The organism is Brevibacterium sp. K72, from assembly GCF_050562175.1.
Classification (GTDB): domain Bacteria; phylum Actinomycetota; class Actinomycetes; order Actinomycetales; family Brevibacteriaceae; genus Brevibacterium; species Brevibacterium casei.
On record NZ_CP191582.1, the window covers coordinates 425498 to 439899 of the forward strand.

Genomic DNA, 14402 nt, shown 5'->3' on the forward strand with positions numbered 1-14402 from the left:
ATCAGTCCGCCGCGTCGAGGAGCGCTCCCGTCCGGCCCGACCACTGCGGTCGGAACGCGTAGACGCAGACGAGTCGGAGCAGGGCCGAGCGCTCGTAGAGCCGCACCCGCGCCAGGTCGCACCCGCCCGCCGAGGCGGCGTCCGCGATCGCCGTGAGCACGACGTCGGTCTGGTGCTGAGTCCAGATCCCCTGCTCGCGCCGCCAGCGGGCGTGCGCACGGAGATTGCCGAGGTCGAGTTCCCGCTCCCCCGCGCACGCCGTGTCGACGTCGAGCAGTCCCGGTCCCGCCTCGGCGTCCCACATCAGCTGCTTGTCGTGGAGGTCGCGGTGGAGAGGACCCCAAGTCCCGGGCCCGCGACCGCCGAACACAGAGGAGACGTGGTCACCCGCTGAGGCGGAAACGGTCCCGGCGTTCGCGCGCAGCTCGCCGGTGACCGCGGCGAGGAGCGGATCGAGTCCGGCCGTGCGAGCGCCGAGGTGGTCGTCGGCCCGATCGCGCCAGTCCTCGAGCACGCGGGCTTCGTCCGCCGCGGTGTGCTCTGGAGCATCCGGGGCGAAGGAGCCGCCGTCGGGCGCACTGCCGGCCCGAACCCACGCGTCGAGGCAGGCCGTCCAGGCGCGCGCCCAGTCCTCCCCGAGCCCGGCGGGATCATGGAGGTCGACTCCTGGGACTCGAGACAGGCGCACGGTCGAGTCGTCGGCGTCGAGGACCGTGGGGAGGGTGAACCCTGCGGCGAAGGCGGCGGCGCGGTCCTGACCGGCGAGGATGGCCGCAGCCCTGCCGGCGCGCACGCACTTGGCGAAGGTGCCGTCGCCGAGGGCGACGACGGCGCGGCGGCCGGGCCGGTGTGAGACGAGCCGAGCCGCACCCTCTTCGAGGACGCGTTCGAGTCCCGGCAGCTCGGGGTCCGCCCCTGCAGGGAGCACGGTCGCCTGGTGCACCCCTGGGGGTGAGACCCCGTCGAGGTATCCCGCGCGCAGCCCACCATCGACGATCGCTTCGAAGGCGATCCTCCCCTTCTTCGCCGGCCACGCCCGCCGCACCCGCGCCTCGGCACCGTCGATGCGCACTGTCGACGGGATCGGGCCGCCCGCACTGGGGCCGGAGTCGGCGTCGGCGGCATCGTCGGCGTCGGTGCCCGCGCTGGTGCCGGAGTCGGCGTCCGCGCCGCAGCCGGAGTCCGCGCCGCAGCCGGAGTCGGAGCCGGAGTCGGTGCCGGCGTCGGCGGCACCGTCGGCCTCGGCGTCAGCGTCAGCGAAAGTGGACCGGCGACCGCTGCGACCGGATCCTGAGCCGAGTGCCTTCTCTGCTAGCACGAGGTGCCGGTCGGTGTGCTCCCGCCAGTCGGCGCGGCACGATCGCCACGGTTCGATCGCGGTGACGAGCAGTGCCCAGGCCGTCCATGCCTCGAGTGCCCCGGCAGCGGTCGTACCCGCGACCCCGGCTGACTCGGCGCCCACCGCACTGCCGTCGGCGCGGTCGTACCCGCGGAGGAAGCCCTCTTCGAGGCCCGGGCCGTGTTCGTCCTCGCGAAGCCGACACGCGGCGGTCCACCGGCCGAGGTCCATCCCGGTCGATCCGACCCCGGCCCGGTCGAGGTCGATGATCCGCAGGTCGCCGTCGCCGACGAGCACCTGGTCAGGGCTGAGATCGCCGTGGATCGCCCGATTGCCTCGGAGGACTCCCGCGGACTCGAGCCGCGCGCCGATCCGACGCGTCAGCTCGGCGACTCGTCCGTCCTCGCCGAGGAGACGCGACAATGCACGCTCGGCGTCGGCGAGCATCGCGAGCGGCTCGGCACCGCGCTCGGCCAGGGAGACCTCCCCGGCACCGTGCGCATGGAGGCGGGCGATCGACTCTCCGACCGCCTCGGCGAGGGTGGGATCCGGATTCCCGTTGAGGTCCCCACTGCCCCACCAGGGCGTGCGCACGGCGCTCTCCTGCTCGCCGAGGCGGTGGACGGGAAGGGTCGGCAGGCCCCATCTCAGCCACTGCTCGGATGCGGCGACTATGGCAGAGAGGGAGCCGGTGCCGATCCGAACGAACTCGGCACCGCGGTCGGGAGCGCGCAGCAGCACCCGGCGGCCGGGGTTGCAGCCGACGACCGTGCACGCGTCGAGGTCGAGGGTCGTCGCAGCCTCGACGAGGGGCCGGGCGAGCTTCGGATCGGCGCGCACTCCCCCGCTGAGCAGGACGAACCCGGTGTCGCTCACCGCGTGGTCGAGCACGGTCTCCCCCACCCGCGCCGCACGCCGACGGAGGTTGGCGAGTTTGTCGGGATCGGTCATCACCGCGGTCCACCCCCACCCTCCGAGGTGGTCGACCCCTGGCCGCCGCCAGGCGACGATCGCGCTGCGGCCGGGTTTGATCCGGATCCGCACGGGTTCGACGGGGAAGCCGAGGTGCGCGCTCAGGACGTCGGGCGATCGGAGGTCGGCGAGGAAGGGCACGCCGAAGTCGGGGGTCGTTCCGGCGGCAGAACCGTTCGCCGTCGGAGCTGTCGCAATGGTCACGGTCGACTCGACTGCCGTCATCGGGCGGCTCCCATTCCCACGGCGGTGCGGGACGCGCCGTCTGCAGCCGCGCCGTCGGCAGCTGCGCCGTCGGCAGCTGCGTCGTCGGCAGCTGCGTCGACGGGGGCCGCCTCAGCGACGGGGGCCGCCTCGGCGACGGGCTCCTGCGACACCCCGCCGCTCTCGGCGTCCTCGGCCTGATCGCGCATCCACTGGGCGACGCGGCTCGTCGGGTCGGCTGCGAGATCCTGGGGAGAGCCGTCTTCGACGATTCGCCCGTCCTCGAGCCACACGACCCGGTCAAGGCCTCTGACCATGGCGACGTCGTGGGTGATGACGATCCCGGTGCGGCCTTCGGTGAGCGCCCACAGGGACTCGGTGACCTGCGCTCGGGTGCGCGGGTCGAGCCCGGTGCTCGCCTCGTCGAAGACGACGACCGGGGCGGAGCGGACGAGGGCCCTGGCGATCGCCAGACGCTGCCTCTGCCCGCCGGAGAGCGTATCCCCGCGGTTGCCGAGCACGGTGTCGTAGCCCTCGGGAAGGGCACGGATGAACTCGTCGGCACGGGCGGCGCGGGCGGCGGCCTCCACCTCGGCGTCGGTGGCGTCGAGGCGGCCGTACCGGATGTTCTCCCGCACGGTCGCCGCAAAGAGGACGGACTCCTGGAGGAGGACGGAGACGCTGCCGCGCAGGGAGGCGCGGGTGACGTTGCCGGTGTCGTAGCCGTCGAGGTAGATGCGTCCCTCCTCGGGTTGGGCGAGGCGGAGCAGGTAGCTCGTCAGGGTCGATTTGCCTGCCCCCGAGGCACCGAGGATCCCGATCCTCTGACCGGCGGGGATGAGGAGGTCGAGACCGTCGAAGAGCGGCCGGCCGTGCCCGTCGCGGGAGCGGATGCCGTCGAAGACGACGTCGCCGCTCACCGGTCCCATCGCCACCGCTCCGGGCTCGTCGGCGATCTCGATCGGTTCGTCGAGGAGGTCGGCGATCCGCTCCCCCGAGGCGGTGGCGCGGGCGATGCGTCCGGTGTACTTCGCCATGTCCCGCAGCGGCTTCATCGCGATCTTGAGGTAGAGGAGGAAGAGGACGAGGTCGCCGGGGGTCATCGCCCCGCGGAGCACCTGGTAGCTGCCGAAGGCGAGGACGAGGGCCTGGGAGATGCCGACGAGGACATCGGTCGAGCGTTCGAGGCCGGCGGCGAGGCGGCGGGCACGCACCCCGGCCCGCAGGGCCCGTTCGTTGCCGTCGGCGAAGTCGGCGGCGACGGTGCGTTCGAGTCCGTAGGCCTGGACGACGCGGATCGCCCCGAGCGCCTCGGCGGCGGACCCGACGAGGCGGCCCTCCCCCTTGCGGGTCGAGCGGGAGGCGGTCGTGATCTTCGGGGTCGAGACCCGGGAGAGCACACCGTAGACGACGGCTGTGGCGAGGACGATCGCGCTGAGCACGGGGTCGAGGACGACCATGACGACGAGGAGCACGGCGAGCGTGATGATGTTGCCGAGCAGGGGCAGGCCCGCGGTGACGGCGACCTCCTGGAGGCGGCCGATGTCACCGACGAGCCGCTGCGAGGTGTCGCCGATCGAGGCGCGCGAATGGTACTTCAGCGACAGCGCCTGGATGTGGTCGAAGACCCGGGTGCGCAGCTGGGTGGCGACCCGCGCGCCGACGAGGGCGAAGCAGATCGTCGAGGCGTAGTTGGTCACTGCCCGTCCGGCGACGATGACGGCGAGGCCTATCGCCGCGGCTGCGAGCGTCGTCGCGACCCCCGTCCCGAGGTCGAAGCTCGCGTCGATGTTCGCCCCGAGGGCCGCGGTGACGGCGTCGACGGCGATCTTGATCGGCCACGGTTCGAGGATGCGGAAGACGACGTCGGCGAGCAGGGCGAGGAGGCCTGCGATGATCAGCCACGTGTGGCCGCCGAGGTGCGGGGTGATGATCCGCAGCGTCCGTCGCAGGGCGCTCGGGGTGGGGCGGGTGGGGCTCGTCGTCATGCGGTCTCCAGGAGGACGGGGTCGAGGATGTCGCGGCATCGGCTCGTCCACGAATGCCGGGCCAGCGCCTCGGCGCGGGCGGCCTCACCCATGCGGGTGCGCAGGGCAGGGTCGTCGATGAGCGACTGGAGCGCCTCGGTGAGGGCGGCGAGGTCGTCGGGCGGGACGAGGATCCCGGTCCCGGTGCCGGCGATGAGGTCGGGCAGGGCCCCGACCGCCGAGGCGACGGTGGGCAGGCCCGCGGCCATGTACTCGTAGACCTTGAGCGGGGAGAAGTAGTTCGGCCCGCCCGGGTACGGGGCGGTCGCGATGTCGAATCCGCGCAGATGGGCCGGGACGTCGGCCGGGGCGACGGCCCCGTGGAAGGTCACCCGCTCCCCCAGGTCGAGGTCGTCGGCGAGGCGGACCAGCGCCTCGGCTTCGGGGCCGTGGCCGACGATGTCGAGGTGGAAGGACCCGCGCAGCCCGGCGCACGCGCGCAGCAGGCGGTCGGTGCCGTGCCACGGTTTGAGGGTGCCGACGAACCCGATGTGCACGGGGGCACCGGGTGCCGCCGCATCGGCGGGGTCCGCGCCGGGGACGATCCGGTCGGTGTTGACTCCGTTGGGCACGACGGCGACATCGTCGAGGCCCGGGTAGTCGCGGTGGACCCACTCGGCGACGGCGTCGCTGACACAGACGAGCCGGGTCGCCTGTCCGAAGCTCACGGCCGTGGCTCTCGCGGCGTGGTCGTCGTGGACGAGTCCGCGGTGCGTGCGCTGTTCGTCGATGAGCGGGGCGTTGACCTCGAGGAGGAGGGGCACGCCGAGGCGCTCGCTGATCCTCGCTCCGGCCGTCGAGAAGAGGGAGTACCGCTCGTAGACGACGTCGATGCCTGTGTACTCGCCGGCCACGAGGTCGGCGAGGAGGTCGGAGACCCGCAGGAGGGCGATCTCCCGGCTGCCGCGCTCGAGCCCTGCGGGCAGCTCGAGGCGGACGACGTCGAGGTCGGCGAGGTCGGCGGGCACCGCGTCATCGGTGCGGGTGGAGAACACAGTGACCTCGTGGCCGAGCGCGCGGAAGCTGCGGATGACCTCTTGGGCGTGGACGCTGGCACCCTTGGTGCCGAAGATCCCGATGCCGGGGTCGAGGAGGACGTAGGCGATTCTCATGAGGCGACCTCGAGTTCCTCGAGCGGCTGGTCGACATCGTCAGCGGGCCGGTCGATGAGATCCGCGAGCGCCCGGGCCTGCCGCCGGGAGTCGTGAAGGTCGGCGACGCGGTCGCGCGCGGCATCGGTGATCCGGCGCAGGGACTGCGGATCATGGGCGGTCAGGCCGATCACCTCGGCGACGGCGGAGGCGATGGCATCCGGGTCGGTGCCGTCGACGAGCCAGCCGGTCCGCCCGTCGATGACGATCTCGGGCACGGCGGTGACGCTGCCGGCCACGCAGGGGATGCCCGCGGCCATGCCCTCGAGGAGGACGGTGGGCAGACCGTCGACGTTGCCGTCGGAGCCGGGGACGAACGGCGCGACGAGGGCGGTGTGGTCATCGATCATCGCTGTGACCTCCCGCTGGGTCAGTGCCCCGTGCATCGTCACGATGTCGGCGAGGCCGAGCTCGGTGATCTGCTCGTGCAGCTCCGCCTCGAGCGGGCCGGTGCCGACGAGGTCGAGTCGAACGTCCCGCCCGGACTTCCGGAGGAGTGCGAGGGCGGGGAGGAGGTGGGTGAAACCCTTCTTCTCGACGAGGCGGCCGACGGCGAGCAGTCGCGCGACCCCGCCTGCGGGGCGCCCCGGACGGTAGGGGAAGCGGTCGAGTTCGAGTCCGTTGCGCACGACGTGGATCCGCTCGGCGAGGACCGGTCCGAGGCGCCGGCGCAGATAGTCCCGGTTGAAGTCGCTGATCGCGACGACGTGGTCGGCGTCAGCGGTCTTCCGGGCGAGGTCGGCGGTGACGACGCTGTCGTGGAAGATGTCCTTCGCGTGCGTGGTGAACGAGTACGGGATCCCCGTGAGCAGGGATGCGGCGCGGGCCACGGTCGTCGCCACCGAGGCGAAGTGCGCGTGGAGGTGGGTGATGCCGTGCTCGCGGGCGAGCCGGGCGACGGCCAGCGACTGCGCGGCGTCGTCGTGGTCGAGTCCGACGAGGTCGCCGAGGTTCTCGGCCGTCCCGTCAGCGAGCACCGGGTCCGCTGCCGCCTCCTGCCACAGCTGCCAGAATCCGTGGGCGCTCGAGGGGCGGGGGACGTGGATGACCGGGGCCTGGACCCGGGCGAGCTCCGGGTGGAACCGAGCGTCGGTGCACGGGCGCAGGGAGAAGATGACGATGTCCTCCCCCGCCGCCTCGCGGGCGAGGATCTCGGAGACGATGAAGGTCTCGGAGAACCGGGGATACATCTTGAGGACATAGGCCCGCCGAGGCGGGACCTGGCTGGGGACGATCTCAGACGGCACAGCGGGCCTCCTCGGTGAGGGTGGTCGGGTGGGCGGGAGCGAACGGGAGGGTGCCTGCGGTCGAGAGGAGCTCGGCGGCGAGGGCAGGGACCCGGCGCAGGCCGTCGCGGTCGATGTGATCGCGGGAGACCTCGGACCCGGCCCGGGAGCCGAACCAGTCGCGGAGGAACTCCGGGGTCGTCTCGGTCAGGGGTGCGGAGTCAAGGGCACCGGCGGCGGTCAGGGCCGCGGCGCGCCGCGGCTGCTCCTGGCGGTGTCCGACGCGCGGGATGACGAGGACAGGGGTCCGGGTCGTCATGACCTCGGCCATCGTGTTGTATCCGCCCATGCACACAAGAGCCTCGGCGCGGGCGATGAGGCCGGGCATGTCCGGGCTGTGCCGGACCACGGAGGTGCCGGCGGGGGCGAGGGCGGTGAGGCGGTCGACCTCGGCGGTCGCCATCTGCGGGCCGACGACGACGAGGTGGCGGTGGCCTACGGGTGGGGCGGCGAGGATCGCACGCTCGGCGAGGGCGGCACCGTCGGAGCCCCCGCCGAGGCAGGTGAGGACGAAGGGTGCGGCATCCGTGAGTGCGGGATCGGCCGCGGGGACGGGCGTCGAGGGTTCGCGGCGGGCCAGTGAGAGGTATCCGGTCATTCGGGTGAGGCGAGCCAGTTCGGCCGGCACTTCGCCGGTGGCGCGGGGGTCGTAGACCTCGGGATCGCCGTAGACCCACACCTCGTCGAACGCTCGGGCCACGGCGTCGGGGCCGCCCACACGGTCCCACTCGCCGGCGATGACCGACGGGTCGTCGAGGACCTCCCGGAGCCCGAGGACCGTGCGGGTCCCGTGGACGCGGCAGCGGTCGAGCGCCTCGGCGAGTTCGCCGTCGATGCCGAAGGGATGCCGGTCGACGATGAAGAGGTCGGGCTGCTGCTGGTCGAGGACGGCGGTGATCGCTGCGGATCGCAGGCTGCGCAGTCCCTCCATCGTCGAGGCGAGCGCGCGGGGAGCATATCCGCCGTTCGCGGGGGTGACTCCTGGCAGGATCATCCAATCCCATCCGGTCGGCAGGTCGAAGCGGGCGGCTTCGGGGCTGCCGGCGATGAGGAGGCCGCTCACCGGTCGACCGGTGAGTTCGGGCAACTGCGCGGCGAGAGCGAAGGCGAGCGCCCGGTTGCGGCGGATGTGGCCCAGCCCCAGGGAGTCGTGGGAGAAGAGCGCGATACTCAGATTCTCTGTCATACCACTCAGCTTGGCCGCGAAGATTAAGCCCCAGGTAAGACGGGGATGAGAGAACTCTCATGTGCGCCCGACCCGACAGGATCGCTTGTTCGTGTTCGACCCCGGCTGCGCGCGGGTTGCCGTCGGCGGCGGGCGGTCGGCTGTCGGGGCCCGCACAGTCGGCGCGCCAGGTCGTGCTCAGTCGACGCGGTAACCGAATCCGCGGACGGTCGTGACGAAGTCGCTGCCGAGTTTGCGGCGGAGGTAGCCGACGTAGACGTCGACGACGTTGGATCCGGGGTCGAAGTCGAAACCCCAGACATGGGAGAGCAGCTGTTCGCGGGAGAGCACACTGCCGCGGTTCCTCAGCAGGATCTCGGCGAGGGAGAGCTCGCGCGCCGAGAGGTCGACGATACGCTCATTGACCCAGACCTGACGTCCGAGCAGGTCGATGCGCACGTCGCCGCGGGTGAGCTCCGTCGTCGGAGACTCCTGGACGGTCTCCTTGAGCCGCAGCCGGATCCGCGCGAGCAGCTCACCGAAGCGGAAGGGCTTGATCATGTAGTCCACGGCGCCGGACTCGAGGGCGTAGATCGTGTCCTCGGCGTTGTCGCGGGCGGTGAGGACGAGCACGGGCAGGGAGGGCCGCTGTTCGCGCAGCTGTTCGAGGACGCTGAAGCCGTCGAGGCCGGGCAGGCCGATGTCGAGGACGAGGAGGTCGAAGTCACCGGTGATCGCGAGATCGCGGCCGGTGATGCCGTCAGCGGCGATCTCCGTGGTAAACCCGGCGGCCCCGAGGCCCTTGGCGATGAAGGACGAGATCCGGTCCTCGTCCTCGACTACGAGAATGCTCTTCACTGGTGTCCTTTCGGCAGGATCATGCGGAACTGGGCACCGACCTCGGTCGGGTCGAGGACGATGGTGCCGCCGTGGGCTTCGGCGATGGCACCGACGATCGAGAGTCCGAGTCCGAAGCCGCTGCCCTCGGTGGATCCGCGGGTGAAGCGGTCGAAGATGTCGGTCGCGATCTCCGGCGGGACTCCTGGGCCGTCGTCGCGCACCCACAGGTGGACGTGGGTCGCATCCTCGGTGGCACCGAAGGTGATCGTCCCGCCCTCCTCGGTGTGGTTGACGGCGTTCGCGGCGAGCTGGAGCAGCGCCTGGGTGAGGCGTTGGCGGTCGGCGCGCAGGACGAACGACTCGGGGACGTCGACCTGCCAGTCCCGCGACGCCAGCCCCGTCGCCTTCGCGAGGACATGGTGGAGCAGGGCCGGGATGTCGACGCTGCCGGGGCACACGAAGTCGGGGCGACGGGAGCGGGCGAGGACGAGGAGCTCTTCGACGAGGCGGGTCATCCGGTCTGTCTCGTCGAGGAGGAGCGCCCGGGTCTCGTCGACGTCGTCGATGTCGGCGGCGTTCATCGTCTCGAGGTGGCCGCTGAGGATGGTCAGCGGCGTGCGCAGCTCATGGCCGACGTCGTCGAGGAACTGCCGCTGCGTCGCGAACGAGGATTCGAGCCGGTCGAGCATCGCGTTGAAGGTGCGGCCGAGTTCGGCGATGTCGTCGCTGCCGCGGGTCTCGATCCGGCTGCTGAGATCACCGGCGGAGATCGACTGGGCGGTCTGTCGCAGTTCGGTGACCGGGGAGAGCAGACGACGGGCGAGCACGGAGGAGATGCCGGAGATGATGAGGGTCGCGAGCAGGGCGACGACGACGTAGAGCTGCATGACCTGAGTGAGGTCGGCCCGGCTGTCCGATGCGTTGGTGACGACGACGAAGGCACCGCGCGCGTCCTCCTCTCCCGGCTCCCCGCCTCGGTCACTGCCCCGGTCCGCCTGCTGCTCCAGCGGGGTCGGCGACGCTGAGGTGGCATCCCCAGGCGCCGAGGTGATGGCGGAGACGGGAAGCACGTAGCCGATGTACTCGTTGCCGTCGATCCGCAGCGAGAACTCACCTCCCTGGTCGGATTCGGCTTCGACGGCGTCTTCGAGCGAGCGCGAGCCGCGGATGAGGGTGTTCGGTTCTCCCTGGTAGAGGACGCGCCCGTCGCTGAGGAACGCGAAGAGCGCTTCGTGGGCGTCAGGCTGGTTCTGGGCGAGGAACTGCCCGAGCATCTGGTCGACCGAGGTGAAGGGCTGGCCGGTCTCGGGGTCGACGCCGGTCTGCGCGAAGGCGCGCATCTCGGCGATCTCCTGTGACATCGACGCGGACAGGCGGTTGGAGACGTTGTTCGACTCCACCGAGTAGAGGACGAGGCCGACGATCGTCAGAGCGAGCACGGAGAGGAGGGTGACCGCGATCGTCAGACGGTTCTCGACGGTGAGCCGGATGCGACGATCAGTCGTCGTCATCGTCACCGCCGTCATCGTCGTCGTCATCATCGTCGCCGTCGTCGCCGGCGCCGTCATCGTCGCCGTCGGAGGGCACCTCCCGGGGCGGGTTCGGTGCCGGTTCGTAGGAGTGCTGGAGTTCGCCCCGTCCCTTCGCCGAGGCGTCGCCCCCCGATCCGCTGCCGCCAGGCGTCTGCCCCCCGTCCCGAGAACCGCTCGAATCACCACCGCTGCCGTCGGGGTCGCCGGAACCCTGCGCGGACCCCGTTCCGTCCTGATCGCCGGTTCCGTCCGTGACCGTGGCAGTGGGGGTGACCTTGACCGGGCTGAGGTCCGGGCGTTCGGGGTGGGACGTTCCGCGGACGAGGACGAAGGCCAGTGCCGCGAGAATGACGACCAGCCCGGTCACCACCGCGCTGATCACTTTCGACTGTCGTCCCACATCTTCCACCCTGCCCAAGGCCGCGGTCGATGTCGAGCGATCGGCGATGAGAGTCTTCTTAAGCGGCGTCCACGCAGGCATGCGATACTGTGAACGCCCACCGCCGACGCAGCCGCAGGAGATCCCATCAGCGTGGAACGCCGCCCCGACGACGAACACGTCCGCCGCGACGACTCCCTCCCCGACGACGATGCCCCCGCCGCGAACGGCGAGTCGACCGCCGCGGCAGCGAAGGAGAACCCGTGGGCAGCCCTCAAGCCCTGGCAGGGGAAGGCGGCACCGCTCGACAAGCTGCTCCTCTTCGTCATCATCGGCGTCCCGATCATCTACCTCGCGCTTCTGCCTCTGCGCCCGTGGATGCTCGTCAACGCCCCGGTGCTCCAGGAATTCATCAACGGGGCGAAGACCGCCATCGTCGCCGCCGGCGCCTACGCCCGGGTCGGGGAGATCCCACTGTGGCTCGTCATCGTCGCCGGCTTCGTCGGCATGGTCAAACTCGACTGGGCGTTCTGGCTCGCCGGCCGACGCTGGGCCGACGGTGTGCTCCGGCTCTTCGCCCAGGACGAACGGCAGCTCAAACGCATCGAGCGGCTCAAGGGCATTCCCAGCTGGGCGCTCTTCCTCATGACCGTCATCGCCCGCTGCCCCGGAATCCCGCAGACGCTCGTCTTCATCGTCGCCGGGTGGACGGGCATGCGCCTGCGCACCTTCCTCATCGCCGACTTCATCGGCAGCCTCATCTTCACGCTCATCTGGACGATGCTCGGCTATCAGCTCGGCCAGGCGGCCGTCGACGTCCTTGCAGTCATCGACAAATACGCCCTGTGGATCACCTTCGCCTTCATCATCGGCATCTTCGTCTACGCCTTCGTCAAGGAGAACCGCAAGGCGAGGGCCCAGGGGTAGCAGCGGTGGCCATCAGCCGGCTCGTGCGCTGAGCACCGGCTCCTCGTCGTCCTGACGGCCGATCCCGGCCGGCATGATCCTGCGATGGGCGGCCTGCCAGACGAGCCTGGCGAGATCCGCGGCATCGACGCGGAGGACGGGTGCCGCCATGTCGATGAGCCGCCGGGCGGCGTCCGGGGTCAGCGTCTCCGTCTCGCCTCTGCCCTCCCTCTCACCTCCAGCCTCGCCGCCGCCATGGTCACCGATCGGCTCGGCCACCTCCTCGGCGTCGGCAACGGCTTCCACCGTGCGCGACCCATCGGCACCGTCGGCGCCGGCGCGGACGGTCTCACCGAGATACCGGAGGACGACCCGATCGGGCTCGAAATGATCGGAGCCGGCGAGGGAGAGGAGGTGGAAGTAGGTCACCGCCGAGTGCTGACTCGGCAGCGCCGTCCATCCCTCGGCGACCGGGTTCTCGCGGACGTCGGGCCCGATCGCCGAGAGCAGATCGGGCACGGTGTCGATGTCGAGATCGGCCATGAGCCGGGTCGCCCGGTCGACGACCTCGGCCTTGAGTGGGGCGCCGGGATGGGTGTTGGCGGGTTTGCGATTGCATGCGACGGTCTCCGCCCACGCCTTCGCGCCGCCGGCAGCCGCGATCGAGTACCGCAGCGCTTTCGCCCCGTCCCGGTACCCGTGTCTCGACACGTATCGGTCGAGGACATTGGCGACGGCTGTGGGGTGGGAGCCGGTCGCGTAGATCGCATCGATGATGCACAGCGCGAGACTCTGCGGGTGGCTGATCGGGTGCGGGCGCTCGTCGTCTGCGACGAGTTCTCGACAGCGTTGCACCAGCCGGTCGACTCCGTCGGTCGTGATCTCCATCGGTCTGACCTTTCGTCGGGCATCGCCTTCGCGATGCGGGTTCCCCGGCCCTGGTGGCCGGGAGGGTGACGACGAGCGTAATCCTCGGCACTGACATGAGATGATCGGAGTGGATTCGAACGGCGATCGGCGAAAAACGCCGATGGCGTTCCGCAATCGTCGCCGAGAGGGAACTGACAGCGCGTCTTGGCACGTGCATCATCGGTCTGGCAGTGTTGAGCCATGAACAGCGAAGAGATGATCATCGACGGGCCCCTGGCCCGCGCGGCACGGATCCTCTGCCAGGTCTCGGCGGCCGATGTCGCCGCGCAGGCGGAGATCGACAAGGCCGACCTCAAGGACTACGAGAAGTGCCGCGACGACCTCACCTCGGAACAGGAGCGTCGACTCGTCCACGCTCTCGAGCACTACGGCGCCCACTTCATCCCCGACGGCGATGACGGCGGATACGGCGTGCGCCTGCGATTCAATCGGCTCAAGGTCCGCGCCGTCGAGCGCTGGGAGAACGAAGGCGGCACGACCGGCGCCGACGACGTCTGATCCCACGCAGGCGGCGTGTTCGGCACACCCCGAACACGCAGCCTGCGACCGGTGAATGCACTGCGGGGCGCCCCTCTCGATGAGGGACGCCCCGCAGTGCGATTCGAGCTCAGGCGCCGCTGAACTCAACCGCCGGTCTCAGCTGCGGCCGATGAGTTCGAGGTTGTCGACGACGCGGTTGGAGAAGCCCCATTCGTTGTCGTACCAGGCGACGACCTTGACGTTGCGGCCGTCGACGCGGGTGAGTTCGGCGTCGAAGATCGACGAGGCGGGCTGCCCGACGATGTCGGAGGAGACCACGGGCTCCTCTTCGTAGTCGAGGATGCCGTTGAGCGGTCCGTCGGCGGCCGCGCGGTAGGCGGCGAGCACCTCGTCGCGGGTGACGTCGCGGGAGACCGTCGTGTTGAGTTCGACGATCGAGCCGACCGGAACCGGCACGCGCATCGCGTCGCCGCTGAGCTTGCCGTCGAGGCCCGGAAGCACGAGTCCGATGGCCTTCGCCGCGCCGGTCGAGGTCGGGATGATGTTCGCCGCCGCAGCGCGCGCCCGACGCGGATCCTTGTGCGGGCCGTCCTGGAGGTTCTGGTCGCCGGTGTAGGCGTGGACGGTGGTCATGAAGCCGTGCTCGATTCCGGCGAGGTCGTCGAGGACCTTCGCAAGCGGGGCGAGTGCGTTCGTCGTGCACGAGGCATTGGAGATGATCGTCGCCTCGGGGGTGTAGGCATCGGTGTTGACACCGTAGGCCAGGGTGACGTCCGCACCCTTCGAGGGGGCGCTGACGAGGACCTTCTTCGCTCCGGCGTCGATGTGTGCGCGGGCCTTGTCCGCCTTGGTGAAGCGGCCGGTGGACTCGAGGACGACGTCGATGTCGAGGTCGCCCCACGGCAGCTGGGCCGGGTCCTTCTCGGCGAAGACGCGGATCGAGTGGCCGTTGACGACGATGCTGTCGCCGGTGGCCTCGACGGTTCCGGGGAAGCGTCCGAGGGTGGTGTCGAACTTGAGGAGACGAGCGAGCTCCTCGACGTCACCGAGGTCGTTGATCGCGACGACGTCGATCTCGCTGTTGCGCTCGCTGAGCGCGCGCAGGGTGGCGCGACCGATGCGACCGAATCCGTTGATGGCGATGCGGGTCAATGTCTCTCCTTGGGAGGTCTGATAACCGGTACATCACCA

General features: G+C 70.7%; 12 protein-coding genes. 2 read left to right on the plus strand and 10 right to left on the minus strand.

What is annotated here, in order from left to right:
• Position 1 precedes the first annotated feature (1 nt).
• From ACQ1RG_RS01945 to ACQ1RG_RS01980, 8 genes are all read right to left on the minus strand, one after another.
• Positions 2-2536: a phosphotransferase gene (locus tag ACQ1RG_RS01945; RefSeq protein WP_009380998.1), complete on the minus strand. Its 2535-nt coding sequence runs from the start codon at positions 2534-2536 to the stop codon at positions 2-4.
• Positions 2533-4503, minus strand: coding sequence for an ABC transporter ATP-binding protein (locus tag ACQ1RG_RS01950; RefSeq protein WP_009381000.1), 1971 nt, complete (start codon positions 4501-4503; stop codon positions 2533-2535). Before ACQ1RG_RS01950 ends, ACQ1RG_RS01945 begins: the two co-directional genes overlap by 4 nt.
• On the minus strand, positions 4500-5654 hold the full coding sequence (locus ACQ1RG_RS01955) for a glycosyltransferase family 4 protein (protein WP_430600452.1): 1155 nt from the start codon (positions 5652-5654) through the stop codon (positions 4500-4502). The genes ACQ1RG_RS01950 and ACQ1RG_RS01955 overlap by 4 nt, the downstream gene beginning before the upstream one ends.
• Positions 5651-6940 carry a glycosyltransferase family 4 protein gene (locus ACQ1RG_RS01960; protein WP_144588958.1) on the minus strand — a complete coding sequence of 430 codons (1290 nt, stop codon included), beginning with the start codon at positions 6938-6940 and terminating at the stop codon, positions 5651-5653. Before ACQ1RG_RS01960 ends, ACQ1RG_RS01955 begins: the two co-directional genes overlap by 4 nt.
• On the minus strand, positions 6930-8165 hold the full coding sequence (locus ACQ1RG_RS01965) for a glycosyltransferase family protein (protein WP_144588956.1): 1236 nt from the start codon (positions 8163-8165) through the stop codon (positions 6930-6932). Before ACQ1RG_RS01965 ends, ACQ1RG_RS01960 begins: the two co-directional genes overlap by 11 nt.
• A gap of 177 nt (positions 8166-8342) precedes the next feature.
• Positions 8343-9002 (minus strand): response regulator transcription factor, encoded by a 660-nt coding sequence (locus tag ACQ1RG_RS01970; RefSeq protein ID WP_009381006.1) that lies wholly within the window; start codon positions 9000-9002, stop codon positions 8343-8345.
• Positions 8999-10552: a sensor histidine kinase gene (locus ACQ1RG_RS01975; protein WP_236586962.1), complete on the minus strand. Its 1554-nt coding sequence runs from the start codon at positions 10550-10552 to the stop codon at positions 8999-9001. Before ACQ1RG_RS01975 ends, ACQ1RG_RS01970 begins: the two co-directional genes overlap by 4 nt.
• On the minus strand, positions 10482-10916 hold the full coding sequence (locus tag ACQ1RG_RS01980; protein ID WP_144588954.1) for a hypothetical protein: 435 nt from the start codon (positions 10914-10916) through the stop codon (positions 10482-10484). Before ACQ1RG_RS01980 ends, ACQ1RG_RS01975 begins: the two co-directional genes overlap by 71 nt.
• Positions 10917-11048: 132 nt before the next feature.
• Here ACQ1RG_RS01980 and ACQ1RG_RS01985 point away from each other — a divergent pair, with 132 nt between their 5' ends.
• Positions 11049-11822 carry a DedA family protein gene (locus ACQ1RG_RS01985; RefSeq protein WP_144588952.1) on the plus strand — a complete coding sequence of 258 codons (774 nt, stop codon included), beginning with the start codon at positions 11049-11051 and terminating at the stop codon, positions 11820-11822.
• A 12-nt stretch (positions 11823-11834) separates the two neighbouring features.
• Here ACQ1RG_RS01985 and ACQ1RG_RS01990 read toward each other — a convergent pair whose 3' ends face one another.
• On the minus strand, positions 11835-12689 hold the full coding sequence (locus ACQ1RG_RS01990) for a hypothetical protein (RefSeq protein WP_063251022.1): 855 nt from the start codon (positions 12687-12689) through the stop codon (positions 11835-11837).
• A 222-nt stretch (positions 12690-12911) separates the two neighbouring features.
• Between ACQ1RG_RS01990 and ACQ1RG_RS01995 the strand changes: the two genes are divergently transcribed.
• On the plus strand, positions 12912-13229 hold the full coding sequence (locus tag ACQ1RG_RS01995; RefSeq protein WP_063251021.1) for a hypothetical protein: 318 nt from the start codon (positions 12912-12914) through the stop codon (positions 13227-13229).
• Between the two features lie 138 nt (positions 13230-13367).
• On the opposite strand, the gene gap is transcribed toward ACQ1RG_RS01995, so the two are convergent.
• The gene (gene gap, locus ACQ1RG_RS02000) at positions 13368-14363 is read right to left on the minus strand and encodes a type I glyceraldehyde-3-phosphate dehydrogenase (protein ID WP_009381013.1); all 996 of its coding nucleotides are present in this window, start codon (positions 14361-14363) and stop codon (positions 13368-13370) included.
• Positions 14364-14402: the final 39 nt, after the last annotated feature.

Excerpts from the sequence above, each read along its gene's own strand:
- ACQ1RG_RS01945 (WP_009380998.1), bottom strand. The coding sequence starts at position 2,536 with ATGACGGCAGTCGAGTCGACCGTGACCATTGCGACAGCTCCGACGGCG.
- ACQ1RG_RS01990 (WP_063251022.1), bottom strand. The coding sequence starts at position 12,689 with ATGGAGATCACGACCGACGGAGTCGACCGGCTGGTGCAACGCTGTCGA.
- ACQ1RG_RS01955 (WP_430600452.1), bottom strand. The coding sequence starts at position 5,654 with ATGAGAATCGCCTACGTCCTCCTCGACCCCGGCATCGGGATCTTCGGC.
- ACQ1RG_RS01995 (WP_063251021.1), top strand. The coding sequence starts at position 12,912 with ATGAACAGCGAAGAGATGATCATCGACGGGCCCCTGGCCCGCGCGGCA.
- ACQ1RG_RS01975 (WP_236586962.1), bottom strand. The coding sequence starts at position 10,552 with ATGACGGCGCCGGCGACGACGGCGACGATGATGACGACGACGATGACG.
- ACQ1RG_RS01965 (WP_144588956.1), bottom strand. The coding sequence starts at position 8,165 with ATGACAGAGAATCTGAGTATCGCGCTCTTCTCCCACGACTCCCTGGGG.
- ACQ1RG_RS01950 (WP_009381000.1), bottom strand. The coding sequence starts at position 4,503 with ATGACGACGAGCCCCACCCGCCCCACCCCGAGCGCCCTGCGACGGACG.